General features: G+C 69.7%; 16 protein-coding genes. 7 read left to right on the top strand and 9 right to left on the bottom strand.

Annotated features, from left to right (window positions below):
- The first annotated feature begins 1 nt into the window (after position 1).
- Together P9K36_RS27210 and P9K36_RS27205 are read left to right on the top strand one after the other, a co-directional pair.
- Positions 2 to 1,261 (top strand): D-amino acid dehydrogenase, encoded by a 1,260-nt coding sequence (locus P9K36_RS27210; protein ID WP_278306250.1) that lies wholly within the window; start codon positions 2 to 4, stop codon positions 1,259 to 1,261.
- 338 nt (positions 1,262 to 1,599) lie between these two features.
- A complete protein-coding gene (locus tag P9K36_RS27205; protein ID WP_278306249.1) occupies positions 1,600 to 1,965 on the top strand; it encodes a hypothetical protein in 366 nt (121 codons plus the stop codon).
- A gap of 26 nt (positions 1,966 to 1,991) precedes the next feature.
- On the opposite strand, the gene P9K36_RS27200 is transcribed toward P9K36_RS27205, so the two are convergent.
- The 7 genes from P9K36_RS27200 to P9K36_RS27170 form a co-directional block, all read right to left on the bottom strand.
- Positions 1,992 to 3,083: a chemotaxis response regulator protein-glutamate methylesterase gene (locus P9K36_RS27200; protein WP_043389114.1), complete on the bottom strand. Its 1,092-nt coding sequence runs from the start codon at positions 3,081 to 3,083 to the stop codon at positions 1,992 to 1,994.
- Positions 3,080 to 3,928 carry a CheR family methyltransferase gene (locus P9K36_RS27195; RefSeq protein ID WP_278306248.1) on the bottom strand — a complete coding sequence of 283 codons (849 nt, stop codon included), beginning with the start codon at positions 3,926 to 3,928 and terminating at the stop codon, positions 3,080 to 3,082. The genes P9K36_RS27200 and P9K36_RS27195 overlap by 4 nt, the downstream gene beginning before the upstream one ends.
- Positions 3,929 to 3,942: 14 nt before the next feature.
- Entirely contained in the window at positions 3,943 to 4,416 is a 474-nt protein-coding gene (locus P9K36_RS27190; protein WP_043354099.1) for a chemotaxis protein CheW, read from the bottom strand.
- 113 nt (positions 4,417 to 4,529) lie between these two features.
- On the bottom strand, positions 4,530 to 6,725 hold the full coding sequence (locus P9K36_RS27185) for a methyl-accepting chemotaxis protein (RefSeq protein WP_053609639.1): 2,196 nt from the start codon (positions 6,723 to 6,725) through the stop codon (positions 4,530 to 4,532).
- Between the two features lie 48 nt (positions 6,726 to 6,773).
- Positions 6,774 to 7,259, bottom strand: coding sequence for a chemotaxis protein CheW (locus P9K36_RS27180; RefSeq protein WP_043354088.1), 486 nt, complete (start codon positions 7,257 to 7,259; stop codon positions 6,774 to 6,776).
- On the bottom strand, positions 7,259 to 9,337 hold the full coding sequence (locus P9K36_RS27175) for a chemotaxis protein CheA (RefSeq protein WP_043354087.1): 2,079 nt from the start codon (positions 9,335 to 9,337) through the stop codon (positions 7,259 to 7,261). Before P9K36_RS27175 ends, P9K36_RS27180 begins: the two co-directional genes overlap by 1 nt.
- Before the next feature lie 528 nt (positions 9,338 to 9,865).
- Entirely contained in the window at positions 9,866 to 11,110 is a 1,245-nt protein-coding gene (locus P9K36_RS27170) for a methyl-accepting chemotaxis protein (RefSeq protein ID WP_043760004.1), read from the bottom strand.
- 3 nt (positions 11,111 to 11,113) lie between these two features.
- Here P9K36_RS27170 and P9K36_RS27165 point away from each other — a divergent pair, with 3 nt between their 5' ends.
- From P9K36_RS27165 to P9K36_RS27155, 3 genes are all read left to right on the top strand, one after another.
- Entirely contained in the window at positions 11,114 to 11,260 is a 147-nt protein-coding gene (locus P9K36_RS27165; protein ID WP_158498479.1) for a hypothetical protein, read from the top strand.
- Between the two features lie 173 nt (positions 11,261 to 11,433).
- Positions 11,434 to 11,715 carry an STAS domain-containing protein gene (locus tag P9K36_RS27160; protein WP_043389130.1) on the top strand — a complete coding sequence of 94 codons (282 nt, stop codon included), beginning with the start codon at positions 11,434 to 11,436 and terminating at the stop codon, positions 11,713 to 11,715.
- Between the two features lie 35 nt (positions 11,716 to 11,750).
- Positions 11,751 to 12,116, top strand: coding sequence for a response regulator (locus P9K36_RS27155; protein ID WP_043389132.1), 366 nt, complete (start codon positions 11,751 to 11,753; stop codon positions 12,114 to 12,116).
- A gap of 97 nt (positions 12,117 to 12,213) precedes the next feature.
- On the opposite strand, the gene P9K36_RS27150 is transcribed toward P9K36_RS27155, so the two are convergent.
- Both P9K36_RS27150 and P9K36_RS27145 read right to left on the bottom strand, forming a co-directional pair.
- Positions 12,214 to 13,353 carry a hypothetical protein gene (locus P9K36_RS27150; protein ID WP_043760002.1) on the bottom strand — a complete coding sequence of 380 codons (1,140 nt, stop codon included), beginning with the start codon at positions 13,351 to 13,353 and terminating at the stop codon, positions 12,214 to 12,216.
- 23 nt (positions 13,354 to 13,376) lie between these two features.
- Entirely contained in the window at positions 13,377 to 14,333 is a 957-nt protein-coding gene (locus tag P9K36_RS27145; RefSeq protein WP_043760000.1) for an antibiotic biosynthesis monooxygenase, read from the bottom strand.
- A 17-nt stretch (positions 14,334 to 14,350) separates the two neighbouring features.
- On the opposite strand from P9K36_RS27145, the gene P9K36_RS27140 reads away from it, so the two are divergent.
- Entirely contained in the window at positions 14,351 to 15,067 is a 717-nt protein-coding gene (locus tag P9K36_RS27140; RefSeq protein ID WP_124262956.1) for a hypothetical protein, read from the top strand.
- A gap of 314 nt (positions 15,068 to 15,381) precedes the next feature.
- A complete protein-coding gene (locus P9K36_RS27135) occupies positions 15,382 to 15,864 on the top strand; it encodes a nucleoside deaminase (protein WP_043389139.1) in 483 nt (160 codons plus the stop codon).
- The last annotated feature ends 14 nt before the right edge of the window (positions 15,865 to 15,878 follow it).

Below are 15,878 nucleotides of genomic sequence, written 5' to 3'. Positions count from 1 at the left end.
CATGAACGTCCTCATCCTCGGCGGCGGCGTCGTCGGCGTCACCTCGGCCTATTACCTCGCCCGGGCCGGCCATCAGGTCACCGTTCTGGAGCGCCAGCCCGGTGCCGGCCTGGAGACCAGCTTCGCCAATGCCGGCCAGGTCTCGCCGGGCTACGCGGCGCCCTGGGCGGCCCCCGGGATCCCCGTGAAGGCGCTCAAGTGGCTGATGATGCGGCACCGCCCCCTGGTGCTCTGGCCGCGCCTGGAGCCCCGCCTCTACGGCTGGCTCACGCGGATGCTCGCCAACTGCACCGAGGAGGCCTACCGGCGGAACAAGGGCCGCATGGTCCGGCTCGCCGAGTACAGCCGCGACGTGCTGCGGGACCTGCGCACCGAGACGGGCATCGCCTACGACCACCGGGAGAAGGGCACGCTGCAGCTCTTCCGGACGCAGAAGCAGCTCGACCATGTCGGCGACGATACCCGCGTCCTCGACGCCTACGGCGTGCCCTACACGGTGCTGGATCCGGCGGGCTGCATCGCCGCGGAGCCCGCGCTCGCGGCGGTGCCGGACGTGTTCGTCGGCGGCCTGCGGCTGCCGGGCGACGAGACCGGCGACGCGCACCTGTTCACGCAGCGCCTCGCCGCGATCTGCGAGGGCCTCGGCGTCACCTTCCGCTACGGGACGGCGATCGCGCGCCTGCACCATGCCGGCGACCGGGTAACGGCGGTGGAGACCGCCGATGGTGAGCTCCTGCGGGCGGAGGCCTACGTGGCGGCGCTCGGCAGCTACACGCCGGCCCTGCTGCGCCCCCTCGGGATCACCCTGCCGGTCTACCCGGTGAAGGGCTATTCCCTGACCCTGCCCATCGCCGATGCGGCCGCCGCCCCGGTCTCGACGGTGATGGACGAGACCTACAAGGTGGCGATCACCCGGCTCGGCGACCGCATCCGCGTCGGCGGCACCGCCGAACTCGCCGGTTTCAGCAGCGCCCTGCGCCTGCCGCGCCGCGAGACCCTCGCGCGCTCGGTGCAGGACCTGTTCCCCGCGGGCGGCGACCTCTCCCGGGCCGCGTTCTGGACCGGCCTGCGGCCGATGACGCCGGACGGCACGCCGATCGTCGGGGGGACGCGGGTCGCGAACCTGTTCACCAACACCGGCCACGGCACCCTCGGCTGGACGATGGCCTGCGGCTCGGGCCGCCTGCTCGCCGACCTCGTGTCCGGCCGGGCCCCGGAGATCGCGAGCAACGATCTGGCGCTCGACCGCTACGCCGCGTGAGCCGGCCGGGCTTTCCGCGCCGCGTGGTGACGGAGGTGCCGGCACGCGGCGCCCTGGGGACGTGACGCACGGGCACAGCCTCGCCTCGTCCTGCGCCGGGCCGGCCCCGACCCTGCCGGCGCCGAAGCGGCCGCCGCGAGTGGTCGCCGCGAGTGGTCGCGAAGCCCTGCCACGGGCCTGCCCAATGATTCGGCACTCTTCGCGACACGACTGCAAGTTGATTACATCGCGTTCATGAAGCGCCGATATCCGACATCACCGGACGACTTCACAACGGCCTGAGCAACCCTTCGCATCCCGTCGAGTTTAGGATCTGAACCAACGATCCGGGTGCGCAGATGAGTTTCATCGTCGTACAGGGCAGGGAAGATCAAGAGCAGGCGGATGCCGTGCTCAGAGGCGTCGCCGACGGGCTGGCCAGCCTGTTTCCCGTGCCCGATCATCCGCCCGGTGTTCAGGACCTGCTGGATGCCCGGACACAGGAGGCCGGCATCCGCGCAGGCAGCATCGCAACGTCGAGCGGGCGGAGTACGAAGCGCGCGAAAGCGGGTGCGCGCCGCGGCGGGGATATGGGGCCGCCTCCGGCCCGCTCCGTGAAGACGGCTCCCGCCGGGGCGCTGCGCGGATCGCCTCCGCAATACAGCCGCACGCGGGCGCGCCGGGCGAGATCCGAGGCGAAGTCCGAGCGTCGCGACCAGTCCTGAGCCCGAGGCCGGCGGTCACACCGGCCTCAGCGCGGCCCCGCCACGGTCAGGCCGAACCGCCGGATCTCCCCGGGCATCTGCTCGAGCGGCAGGACCTTGGCGGCCGCGCCGCGGTCGATCGCCTCCTTGGGCATCCCGAACACCACGCAACTCGCCTCGTCCTGCGCCACGGTCTGCGCCCCGGCCCGGCGCATCTCCAGCAGGCCGTTGGCGCCGTCGTCGCCCATGCCGGTCATCAGGATGCCCAGCGCGTTCGCGGCCGCCGCCCGGGCGGCCGACCGGAACAGCACATCGACGGACGGGCGATGGCGCGCGACGAGCGGACCGTCCTTCACCGACACCGCGTAGCTGCCGCCCCGGCGCTCGACCATGAGGTGCCGCCCGCCCGGGGCGATCAGGGCCCGGCCCCGCAGCACCGGATCGCCGTCCTCCGCCTCCTTGACGGTGATCGCGCAGAGCCCGTTCAGGCGCTTGGCGAAGGCCGCCGTGAAGTGCTCCGGCATGTGCTGCACGATGACGAGGCCGGGGGACTCGGCGGGCAGCACCTCGAGCACGTCGCGCAGGGCTTCCGTCCCGCCCGTCGACGCGCCGATGCAGACGATCCGATCGGTCTCGACAACGACGCGTCCGGGCACGGGCGGCGGCAGGACGACATCGGCCGAGAGCTTCGCTTCGACGAGCTGTCGCGGCGGCCGGCTGCCGCGCAGCTTGGCCCGGGCGGCCGCGCGCACCGCGTCGCAGACCCGCACCGTGGATTCGAGCAGGAACTGGCGGGTGTCGACCCGCGGCTTCGGCAGTACGTCGACGGCGCCCGCCTCCAGCACCTCGAACAGGATCCGGGAACCCGCCTCGGTCAGGGTCGAGCAGACGATCACCGGGAGCGGCTTCTGCGCCATGATCTTGCGCAGGAAGGTCAGGCCGTCCATGCGCGGCATCTCGAGATCGAGGATGATGACGTCCGGGATCTCCTCCTGGATCCGGCGGGCGGCGATGAACGGATCGGCCGCGGTACCCAGGACCGCGATGTCGGGCGCCGTCTCCAGGATGCCGCACAGGGTCTGGCGGACGGAGGCCGAGTCGTCGACGATGAGGACGCGGATCGGTCTCGACGCATTCACCGGCCGGAATCCCTCAGCTTGCTGAAGACGGTCGAGGACATCTGGTCGAGGCCCGCCACGCCGACGCCCGCCATCGATTCGGAATGGCCGACGATCAGGTATCCGCCGGGGCGCAGGTGCCCGGCCAGGCGTGCGACCACGGCCTTCTGGGTCGGCTTGTCGAAGTAGATCAGCACATTGCGGCAGAAGACGAGGTCGACGTCCCGGTCGATCGGGTAGCTTTCGTCCATCAGGTTGAGCCGCTGGAACCGCACCCGGGCGCGCAGCTCGGGCACGATCCGCCCCTCGCGCCGGGCCGGATCGCGCGCGACCATCATGTAGCGCCGCCGCAGGTCCGGCGGCACCGCCTCCAGCATCTCCTCCGGGTAGATCGCCGTCCGGGCGCGGTCGAGCACCTCCGAGGAGATGTCGGTCCCGAGGATGGCGTAGCGGAACCGGTCGGCGGCCATGTCCTGCAGGACCATCGCCAGCGTATAGGCCTCCGCCCCGGTCGAAGCCGCCGCGCTCCAGACCTTGAGCAGCGGCCGGTCGCCCCGCGCCGCCAGCCGCGGGACGATCGTCGTGCGCAGCAGATCGAAATGCGCGGGCTCGCGGAAGAAGTCGGTCTTGTTCGTCGTCACGCAGTCGACGAGGTGCGGGAACTCGTCCGCGAGATGGCCCGCCTCGAACAGGTGGTGGCCATAGGCCTCGAGGGTCGGAAGATCGAGGGCGCGCATGCGCTTGCGCAGCCGGCCCTCGACCATGGTGCGCTTGGCCGGCGGCAGCTGGATGCCGGCATGGTGCTGGACGAGGTCGGCGACCGAGCGGAAATGCCGGTCGCTCAGGTGACCCGGATCGGTCTCCATGGGCCCGGGTCCGCTCAGGCGGCCTGGGGCGACGCGGCGAGCGCGGGCCCGTCGCCGTCCATGAGCGCGACGAGGTCGAACACCACCACGAACGCCTCGCCCCGGCGGCCGATCCCGGCGATGTAGCGCGCGTTCCAGCGGCCGCCGACCTCGGGGGCCGCCTCCATCTCGGTCCCGTCGAGTTCCGTCACCTCGATCACCCGGTCGGCCACGAACCCGACCCGGAGCGCCCGGCCCGGCATCGGCACGTTGAGCAGGATGATCCGCGTCGCCGGCGTGCGCGCCACGGGCGGCAGTCCGAGCTTGGTGCGCAGGTCCACCACCGGGTAGCTCTGCCCGCGCACGTCGATCATGCCGAGCAGGAAGGCCGGCGCCTGCGGCAGGGCCGCCGGGACCCGGTAGTCCAGGATCTCGTGGACGTGCTCGACGTCGATCCCGAAGGTCTCGGCGCCGAGACCGAGGGTCAGGTACTGCCACACACTGGACATGCAGAGTCTCCGGATGGACTGCGACGCGCGCCGACGGCAGGATCCGCGCGGGGACGAGCGCCGCGCGGATCCGGGCCTCGCCCGACAGGTCGGGCGACCTGTCGGGCGAGATGTCAGGCGACGCGGGTGAAGGCGGCGTCCTGCGCGTCGCCCTCGCCCATGTCGAGGGCGAAGCCCCCGGCCGCGGCCGGGTTGCGCCCCCCCGCCCGCTTCGGGCTCGGCGAGCGGATCGCCGCCGAGGGCGCGCCCATCCGCGTCGCGGTCGCGCGCAGCCGCGTCACCGCCTGATCGACACCGGCCAGAGGCCCGACCGGTGCGGCCGCCTCGGTGATGCGGAAGTAGGCGATCGTCGCCTGCAGCTTCTCGGCCTGGGTGGCCAGTTCCTCGGAGGTGGCCGAGACCTGCTCGGAGGCGCTGGCGTTCTGCTGGGTCACCTTGTCGAGCTGCTGGATCGCCTGATTGATCTGGCCCGAGCCGACATCCTGCTCGCGGCAGGCGGCGGTGATCTCCTCCACCAGGCTGGCGGTCTTCTTGATGTCGGGCACGAGCTTGCCGAGCATGTCGCCGGCCTGCTGGGCGGCCTTGACGGTGTCGGACGACAGCGTGCCGATCTCGGCCGCGGCCGCCTGGCTGCGCTCGGCGAGCTTGCGCACCTCGCTGGCCACCACCGCGAAGCCGCGGCCATGCTCGCCGGCCCGGGCCGCCTCGACGGCGGCGTTGAGGGCCAGCAGGTCGGTCTGGCGGGCGATCTCCTGCACGATGGTGATCTTCTGCGCGATGGTCTGCATGGCCTCGACGGCGCGGCCGACGGCGACCCCGCTGGCCTCCGCGTCCTGGGCCGATTGCCGGGCGATCGTCTCGGTCTGGCTGGCGTTCTCGGCGTTCTGCTTCACGTTGGCGGCCATCTCCTCCATCGAGGCCGAGGCCTCCTCGGTCGAGGCCGCCTGCTCGGTCGAGCCCTGCGACAGCTGCTCGGCCGAGGCCGACAGCTCCTGGGACCCCGCCGACACGTTGCTCGCCGCCGCGCTCGCCTCGGCCACAACGGCGCGCAGCTTCGTCAGCATGGTCTGCAGGGCGATGCCCATCGTGTCCTTGTCGGAGAGCGGCCGGGCCTCGACCCTGAGGTCGCCCTGGGCGATGGCGTTGGCGAGCGCGGCCGTCGCGTTCAGGTTCTCGGTCATGCGGCCCATGGCCCCCACCAGGTCGCCGAGCTCGTCGTTGGAGGTGACCTTCGCGGTCTGGCTCAGGTCGCCCATCGCCACCGCGTCGGCGAGGGTCACGGCGCGGCCGAGGCCACGGGAGATCGAGAAGGCGAGCCAGGTGGCGATGCCGAGGCCGAGGAGGAGCGCCGCCGCAACGGTGGCGAGCAGGATCGTCTGGCCCTCGCTCGCATCGGCCTTGGCCCTGCCGACGGCGTCGATCATGCGGCGGTTCTGGAATTCGGCCAGCGCGTCGAAGGCCCGGTTCGCCGCGAGGCTCAGCGTCGCGTATTCGCCGGAGGCGAGGTCGGCGGCCTTGACGGCGGCCCCCGTCTCGATGGTCGCCAGCGCCTTCTGGAACGAGGCCGACCAGGCGGCGTATTTCTGGCGCACCCCCTCGGTCGAGATGCCCTGCGCGGCGCTCGCGCGCAGGAGGTCGTCCATGGCGTGCGCGACCTCATCCCGCACCTGCTTGGCCGCGTTCACCCGCTGCTCCAGCACCTCGAGGGTCGTCGCACCGGTCGCCGATTGAAGCTGTCCCCAGGCCCGCTCCATGCGGATCTGGAAGGCGGCCGCAGACTTGGCCAAGTCGTCACCCGATGTCTCGCCCGAGCGGCCCTTGGCCAAGGTGTCGAGTTCCGAACGGAGCGCCGCCGTCGCCGGCCGACCCGTCGTGTTGATCTCGGCCCAGGTCCTGACGCCGGAATTCTGCTTCGTCAGATCGATGATCTTCCCGGCCAGGGCGCGCTGCTTCTCGTACTTGTCGGACAGGTCATCCAGCAGCCGCTTGCCCTCATCCGCGACGATGTAGCCCTTCGCCTTGGCCAAGCCCGCCACGGCGTCGTTGCGGTTGTCCGCAGCGCGCTTGCTGAACTCCGTCATCTGGGCGTCATCGGTGCTGATCACCGCCGCCCGCACGTTGCTGACGCCATTGATCGCGTGGCCCTTCGCGTCCAGCACGAGGGCCTGCAGCTCGGCGCGGCTGATGACGAACTTCATCGACTCCTCGGAAGACATCAACTTCTGATAGCCGACGCCGCCGGCCGCGGCGGTCAGGAGCAGGACGGCGCCGAAGCCGCCTGCGAGCTTGGCCTTGATCGAGAAACGCATCGTACTCACCCCACGCACGCAACACTTGGACAGGACAGCCACAAGACTTCAGTTGAGGATCTGCTCGAGTTCGGGGACGATGATGAATTCATCCCTCGCCTTGACGATCGACCGGATGTATTCAGGGCGCCACGTCGTGCCGACCGGCGGCACCGCCTGGCAGCTCGCCGGATCGATCTCCGTCACCGCGAACACCTTGTCGGCCACCAGCGCGACCACCACCGGATCGCCCCCCACCGCAACCTCCAGCACCAGGAAGCGCGTGTCCGGGCTGTCCGCCGCCGCCGGCATCCCGAACCGCTCGCGGATGTCGGCCAGGGGGATGACGTTGCCGCGCACGTTCACGATCCGGTCGATATGCGGCCGTGCCCCCGCCACCCGCGTCGCCGGGATCGGATCGATGATCTCGCGCACCATCCCGGCATCCAGCGCGAAGCTCTCCGTGCCGATCCGGAACATCACCACCTGCTGGCCGCCCCGCGACCCCGCCTGCGGTCCGGTTCCGAGAGAACCGCTCGTCACGCCGCCGCTCATCACGCCACCTCCTGATACACGCGCGCGCCCTCGGCGCCGCCGCCGCTCACGAGCCGGCCGACATCGATGATCAGCGCCGCCGTGCCGTCGCCCAGGATCGTCGCCCCCGAGAACGTCGCCACGTCCGCGTGCAGCTTCGACAGCGACTTGATCACCGTCTGGTGGTTGCCGATGATCTGGTCCGCCACCAGCCCGACCCGGGCCTCGCCCGCCGCGACGATGATCACCTTCTGGTGCAGCTCCGGCTCGCCCGCGGCCCCGAACAGGCTGCGCAGCCGCAGGAACGGCACCAGCGCGCCCCGGATGTTCAGGAAGTCCCGCCCGCGCCCGCCGCGCTCGCCGGCGGGCAGCTCGACGCATTCCTCCACCGCCGCCAGGGGGATGACGTAGCGCCCCTCTCCCACCCGGATCAGCAATCCCTCGATGATCGCCAGCGTCAGCGGCAGGCGCAGGGCGACCGTCGTGCCGCCCCCCGGCTCGGTCGCGATGTCGATCGTGCCGCGCAGGCTCTCGATCGTCTTCTTGACCACGTCCATGCCGACCCCGCGCCCCGACAGGGCCGAGATCTCCTGGGCGGTCGAGAAGCCCGGCGCGAACAGGAACTGGTAGACCTGCTGGTCGGTGAGCACCGCGCCGGGCGCGCACAGGCCCTTCTCCTCGGCCTTGGCGCGGATGCGTGCCGCGTCGAGCCCGGCGCCGTCGTCGCGCACGCTCACCAGCACCTGGGCGCCGACATGCTCGGCGGTCAGCGTGATACGCCCGGTCGCGGCCTTGGCGGCGGCGGCCCGGCGCCCGGGCGCCTCGATGCCGTGGTCGATGGCGTTGCGGATCAGGTGGACGAGCGGGTCGGCCAGCCGCTCGATCACGGTCTTGTCGAGTTCGGTGTCCTCGCCGCCGGTGACGAACTCCACCGGCTTGCCGAGATCGCGCGAGAGATCGTGGATCAGGCGGCGGAAACGGCCGAATAGCGCGCCGATGGCGACCATGCGGATGCTCATCGTGGTGTCGCGCAGCCGCGCCGACAGGCGCTCGATCTCCTCCGCGATGCCCTTGAGGCCGGGATCGGCGCTCAGGCCGGCGAGCTGGCTCAGCCGGGCCTGGGCGATGACCAGTTCGCCGACCCGGTCCATCAGCTCGTCGAGCCGCTCCGCCTCGACCCGCACGCTGCTGGCCGGCCGCTCCTCGGCCCGCCGCGCCGGGCTCCGCTCAGCGGTCGGGGCCGCGGGCGCGATCGCCGGCGGCGCGACGGGTGGGGCTTCGACGGAGGCGATGGCGGCGAGACCCGCCGCCGGAGCCGTGACGGTCGGCGGCGCAAACGGCCCGGGCGCGGCCTCGACCGGTTCGGGTGCGGCGTCCGGCTGCGCCGGCGAGACCGGGACCAGGGTCAGGGTCATCTCGTCCCGCACGAACAGGAAGACATCCTCGATCGCCTCGCGGGTCACGGCCGCGCGCAGCGTGACGTCCCAGCCGATGGCGAGGCTCTCGGGATCGAGGCCCGGCAGTTCGGGCAGCGCGTCGAGGCGCGGCACGATCGTGCAGGCGCCGAGGTCGCGCAGCTCGTCGAGGAGCGCCAGGGGATTGGTACCGTTGCGCAGCACGTCGGGCGCGAAGGCGATGCCGATCTGCCAGCCGCCCTCCACCATCGGGATGGGATCGGCGACCGGCTCCGGATGGGGGGCCAACGGCGCGGCGGCGGGGCGGCCGGTGGTGCCGAGGAGCTGCTCGAGTTCGGCCAGGATGGCCTCGCCGATGATGGGCGCGCTGGCCTCGGGCTCCTCGATGAGGCCGCGGATATAGTCCTTGGCCGAGAGAGAGACGTTGACGAGGTCGTGGCCGACCGGAACCTCGCCGCGACGGACGCGGTCGAAGGCGGTCTCGAAGTCGTGGGTGAAGGCGGCGACCTGCTCGAAGCCGAACATGGCGCCCGAGCCCTTGATGGTGTGCAGGGCGCGGAAGGCGGTGTCGATCAGGGCGCGGTCCTCGGGCCTGTCGCCGAGGTCGAGCAGGGTCGTCTCCAGGCAGGCCAGAAGCTCGGCGGCTTCGGCCCGGAAGACGTCGGCGGGATCGAGAGCAGTCATGGGACGGTCGGACCCGCTCACGCTAGACACAGATATAGAATGAACCGCCCGGCTTCGAGCGAACGCGAAGATTTCGACTTTGTCACCGGGCGAATGTCTTTGAACCCAAGCGTTCGGCTGGATTGCCGAGTCGCGCCGCACCCTCACGGCGACGCGAAACGACGATCATCCGCCGCTCGATTTCGCCGGTTGTATATAATCCGACTAAAAATTTTCGGTTAACGCCGAGGTTTCGATGCCTGACGGACAGTATATCCGCCCATCGCCCAGAGAATTTGATTATCGGATACTGAGATCGCGTGAGCCGTGGATCACAGGATCGCCGTATCCGGCATCCTGCGCCGGTCGGTCCGGCACGGGCTCTCGTCGTGCATCCCATGCGGATGCGGGCCGCGACCCTGCTGGGTGCGGCCGGCGGAGAGACGGGGATGAGACGTGGGGCCGGTCGCGGCAGATCCGGCCGCGGCGCAACCGCCGACCGGGCCGGACCGGATTGCCCGCGGACCGCGCCTGGCGGCGCGCTCGGGTTCAGAACAGGTCGATGCCGTCCAGATCGTCGGCGGCCGGGCGCTGCGCGACCGGGGCGACCCCGAGCAGTCGCTCCGTCAGGCGCGCCCGGACCTCGCCGAGGGTGCAGCGCGCGATCGCCGCCTCGATCCAGGCCGGGTCGGCGCCGAAATCTGGCACCGCGCCGTCGCCCGCGCTCGCTCCGGAGAGACGGCCGAGTTCCGCACCGGCCGCGCGCAGCAGGCCTTCGACGTTCTCGATGCGCTGCTTGGCCCGGTCCTGGAACTGCATCGCCACGATCGCCGCCGACACGTCCTCGGTGATGGCCTGCGTCGTCTCGGCGGTCTGGCGCAGGACGCCGGCGACCTGGGCGTTCTGCTCGACGAGGGCCCGCATCACCATGCGGACGCGCAGCTCGGCGGTGCGGCTCTCCTCGGACATGTCGATCGCCGCGATGTCGCCCAGCAGAGCGTGGCTGCTGCGCAGGTCGGCCGCCATGGTGCCGATCTGCTGCTTGATCACGTCCGACAGGGCGTTGATGGTCGTGGCGAGGCCGCGCACCTCGTCGGCGACCACCGCGAAGGCCGCGCCGCTGCTGCCGGCCCGGGCGGCCTCGATCTTGGCGTTCAGGGCAAGCAGGTTGGTCTGGCGGTTGATCTTCTCGATCTCCGCCACGCTGCCCTCGACCGACGACAGGCCGTCGAGCGCCCCCGCCAGCCCCTGCGCGAGGGTCGTCCCGCGGGAGGACATCAGCGTGATCCGCGCGATCAGCGCGGCGAGCGTCTCGCCGAGGCCGGCGGCGACATCTCCGAGGTCCAGGGTCTTGTCGTCGATCCGTACGGTCTGAACCGAGGCGACGAGGCCGCGCACGATCTCCGACTGCTCGCAGGTCGAGGCCGCGATGTTCTGAAAGCGGTTGGACAGGCCGTGGACATTCGCCTCCACATCCGCGGAGACGATCCCGAGCTCGGCGATGAGGGCGTCCAGGAGCCCCCGCTGCTGCGCCGAGAGGCCGAGCCAGGCCTGGAGCAGATCGGCCGACCGCGTGGCGGCCGCCGGGTCGGCCGGGATCTCGATCTGCGGCGCCGGCGACGTATCGGCGGCGGGGGATGCCACCGTCTCGGGACGATCCGGCGGCGCGAGCGCGGAGCCGGACACCGCGCCGGGCACTGCGCCGGGCACTGCGCCGGATCCGCGCCGTCCGTCGGCCCGCCGGAAGCGGGCCGGGACCTGCCTGAGAATGTCGTGGGCAGCTTGGAAGGACATCAGATGTCGGATCTCTCGGCGTCGACCGTCGCGCGCCGGTCAAGCCGCAAACCGATGGACGGCGTCGGCCCGACGGTAAGGATCGCCGTTAAAGAAAGCGTTATCACCGGCAATGAAGCGCAAGAGCGAGACAACAGATTTCTGTATTGACGCTTGAATTCCGTTCCATGCTGAATCGAATTCCAGCTGTGCAGCGTCCGGCGGCGGCGGCAACAGCGGTGGATTGGTCTGCCGTCGGTCAGAAAGAATTTACCCGCCGCGGTGTTGTCTCCGCCGGAGAGGCGCAGCGGCGCCCAATCCTGTCGTCGAGGGCCTGAACCCGCATGTCCGAGGCTTCCGTCCTCACGCTCGAATCCGACTGCACCATCCGGACGGTCCGGTCGCTGCAGGGCGCTTTGGCGGCGGCCCTCGCCGGCGCGACGCGCCTCACCCTGGACTGCGCGGCGGTCGAGCGCGCGGACATCACCTTCGTCCAGATCGTGCTCGCGGCGGACAAGGCGGCACAGCGTCAAGCCACGGAGATCGCGCTGGCCAATGTGCCGCCGGCGGTCAGCGGCGCGTTCCAACGCGCTGCGATCGCCCTCCCCGGCCAGGCACTCCGCTAGGCCCACGCTTCAAGCACAAGAACGGAATCCTTGTCATGGCCACTGTCCTCGCCGTCGACGACTCGCCCAGCATCCGGCAGATGATCAAGGTCGTCCTCGGCCCGGCCGGCCACACGGTGATCGAGGCCGGCGATGGCGCCGAAGGCTTGGCGAAAGCCAAGAGCGCCAGCCTCAACCTCGTCATCACGGATCTCAACATGCCGGTGATGAACGGACTGGAGATGATCAAGCAATTGCGGACGTTGCCCGCCTGCACGGGCGTTCCGATCCTCTTCCTGAGCACGGAATCGGACGAGGGTATCAAGCAGCAGGCGAAGGCGGCCGGGGCGACCGGCTGGATCACCAAGCCGTTCAAGCCAGAGCAGCTGCTGGCCGTCGTGTCCAAGCTGGTGCGCGCCTGAGGGCGCGGGGCCGGTCCCGGCGGCGCGGCCTTCCGGGACGCCGGCCCCACGACGTCGGCGCCATCCCCCGCACCGCGAGCGGTGACGCGCGTCGCCGTCACTTCAGGTGGTAGGCGACCCCCGCGATCAGCGCCTTTTCCTCGGTGTTGATGGTGCGCCGCGGGTCGGCGCCGAACTTGTTGCGCCAATACTGGAACCCGGCGAAGACCTCGACCCGGTTGGGGGTCCCGGCGAGCAACTGCCCGACATCCAGGACAAGGTTCGTCTGTGAGGCGAACTCCAATTGCGTGTCGTTCTGGTTGATCGTGCCGTAGCGCCCCTTGGGCAGGATGATCGTGTTGAAGCCGGCCAGGGACAGCGGCAGCCCGGTGAACGGCAGCGGGATCGTGTAGGTGATCTCGAATTCCGGGGTCAACTTGAACTCGACACTGCGGAAGTGCGAGTAATCGAAGCCCGGCACGGCGCCATTCCCGGGGATGCCCGGCGTGGGCCCGTTCCCCGCAAAGCCGTTGCGGGAGAAGTCCTTGTAGCCCTGGACCTTCAGGTTCACGAACCCGGCCGGCACGTCGAAGGCGAAGCTGAGGCCGAAGGTGCCGGCCCGCTTCTCAGCGTCGAAATACGTGTCCTTGGTGTTGATGTCGGCACCGAACGACAGGCCGACATCCTTGACGAAGCCTGGAATCGCGAAGGTCTCGGTATCCAAGATCTTGTTGAAGCTCAGGACGCCGCGATAGATCAGGTAGATTTCGGTCGCGCCGTAATCCTTGAACGGGCGCCGCTTGTCGCCCGCAGGATCCTGGGAGCCGGATGTGAGGATGTCGAGGGAGATGAGGTTGGTGCCGTAAGCCCATGAGTCGGCGTGAAACACGTTGACGACGTTCTTCGGCACCTCGCGCGGGGCGAACCCACCCTGCGCCGTGCCGTCGGGACGCCGCACGAAGAGCCCGGGCTCCGCCGACGGGCCCTGGAAGCGGTAGCTGACCACCGTGTCGGAGAAGCCGAGGTACGAGGGCGGCGGCGCCGCCATCACGGTGGCGGCCGCCACGGAAACCCCGGCCTCCTGGCGCTCCGCGCGGGCCGGAGCCCGCGCCCCGGGAACGCGCGTGCCGCCTGCCGCCCCGGCGACCTCCGGAGCCGGGGACGTGGCCGAATCCGGCGAAGGCTCGGCCCGGGCCGGCCCGACCGGCCCGGATCCGCAGGCCAGGATCAGCAGACCCGCCGCGGAGAACGGCCTCATCCGGGATAGCAACCGGAGCCCGGTCAAGACAGCTTCCAGAAGGCAAGGATCATGATCGCGTAGGCGGCGATCAGCAGCGCGGCGCCCTGAAGGTTGGCCCGGGCCCGCCGCCCCGGAGCCGGCGACAGCCACCAGCCCAGCCGCCGAGCCGTCCAGGGCACCATCTGCGCGGTGAGGAGCACGCTGAACACGTTGCCGATGAACAGGGCGACCGGGAAATCCAGCTTCAGCATCCCGGAGAGGATCGGCGTGCCGACCAGGACCCCCCACAGGAACACGGTGGGGTAGAGCGTCAGCACGACGATCATGTTCATCTTCCACGCCGCGGGCGCCGGGCCTCCGGCCGGGGCGACGGTGCGGAACCATTGCTCGAAGCCGCTCTGCACCGTCCGCGTGTGGAATTCCGCGGTCAGCGGCGCCGCTTCGGCGACGAGGGCCCGCCGCTCGGGCGAGTCCATCCAGGTTTGCAGGTTCGCCTCGCCGTCGAAGCGCAGGATCGCGACGTAATCCTCCTGCACCCCCGGCACGGCCGGCTCGAACCGGTAGCCCTGCATGCCGGGCGCCTTCGACTGGGCGGCGGCGATCTTCTGCTCCCACTTGAGGTAGGCGGCCTCCAGGCCGGGCTTCACCCGGGTGCTGATCACCGCGCTGACCGGCGACGTGCGGGCTGCACTGGCATCGTCCTTGACGATATGGACGTCGTCGCGGCCCACGAGCATGGGCGTGGCGCCCTCGATCCGGGCCTGCCGCTCGGGCGAGGCCAGCCACGCCCGCGCCTGCTCCAGGCCGCTGAAGCGCTGCAGGATGACCCAATCCACCTGCAGCGGCGGCCGCGGCGGGATGAGCTGCTGCTCGATGAAGCCCGGAAAGGTCGCCACGACGGCATGGGTGTCGGACTGCCATCGGGCGAAGGCGTCGGCGCTCTCCGGCCGGATGGTCGTCTGCGTCACGATGGTGACGGACGTCGAGGCACCGCTCATGAACCGACGCACTTCCGTTGCACGACGTCCTGCCCTCGCCCGCTCGTGCGAAGCGGGGTGCAGCCCTCGGCGCTAAACCGAGCCACACCGCCGGGCGGATCGAAGCATCGGTTCGGGGACCATCACACCGCGACCACGGCAGACTTGAAGAAGCCCGCCGCCCCACGAAAGACGAGGAGGAACAGCCGAAGATTGGTCTCGCATCGCATAGCCGCCGTTCCGCCGGCGGCGTCGCTCTGCACGCCCCCATCAGCAAGCCGACATCAGTTAAAGTCAAGGCCTTGGCAGAAAAGTTCAATGTAAATATTGTAAATATAATACAATACATGTATAGATCGTTCTTTGAACCAAAACATCGAAAGGATAGTTATATCTCGGGGACGCAGCCAGAATCGCCGGACTTTTTCCAGCGCGCCGGCGCCTCGCGTGCCGCAGGTCTGGGACGGAGCGACAACAAAAAGGCGGCGCGCTGGCCAAACGGACGAGGCGGAGGCGGAAATATTTTTTCTTGTTCCTGCGTCTCAGACCGAGCGCCATCCGACTTCGCGAACTCCACGGCGCGACTGCAACGCCTCGGATCTGCTGCAGGAACCGCGACCCCGGCGAATCTGATCGTCTATGCTTCAGATATTTATTGCATTCGTGAATATTTACAATTCAATTGCGGCGGATGTCTTGACGGCGTTGACGCGTCTCGCGGTGCCATGTCTAGTCAGATCGTCGTCGGATCATGACCATCCGGTATTGGCGAACGGACATGCGCTTCACGGGACGCACGGCCTTGGCGGGACGACCTGATCTGCGAGAACCATCGCGGCGGATGCGGGCGCGGCTCGATCCCCCCCCCCGCAACCTGCGCCGTTTCATCGACCCACGAGACCATCTGTCCCGAACCGAAGGCGATGCCGGTCTCCGAGGCAGGATTCTTGATCATACGGCGCCAAGTTCAAATCCGTTGATCGACGATCATACCCCCGGACATCGACAAGAACATCGCCGCAGATCATAGTCGCACTTGGCCTGAAAACATGACGAAGCAGAGGATTCGATGACCGAAAAACACGAACAGTTCATGGCCCGCGCGATCGCGCTGTCGGAGAAGACGTCGCTGGTCGACAGTGCCGGCGGCGTGTTCGGCTGCGTGATCGTCCAAGACGGTGAGATCATCGCGGAGGGCGCCAATCGCGTCGTCGCCGAGAACGATCCGACGTGGCACGGGGAGATCGAGGCCATCCGCAAGGCCTGCAAGTCGCAGGGTACCTTCAAGCTGCGGAACGCGACGCTCTATACCAGCGCCGAGCCTTGCCCGATGTGCATGGCGGCCGCGTATTGGGCCGGGATCAAAAATGTCTACTATGCGGCTCAGGTCGAGGACGCGCTCGAATACGGCGGCTTCGACGACAGCATGATCTACGCCGAGCTCAAGAAGGATGTCGGGGAGCGCTCGATCCCGACCCAACAGATCATGCGCGAAGAAGCCGTCGAGGTGTGGAAGAAATACGCCCAGAAGGCGGACCGCGTCCCCTATTGAGGGTCGGGCCGGGC

The organism is Methylobacterium sp. 391_Methyba4, assembly GCF_029691625.1.
GTDB lineage: Bacteria > Pseudomonadota > Alphaproteobacteria > Rhizobiales > Beijerinckiaceae > Methylobacterium > Methylobacterium fujisawaense.
Note: the sequence above shows the minus strand (reverse complement) of the source record. Positions and strands in the feature narration are given on the sequence as shown.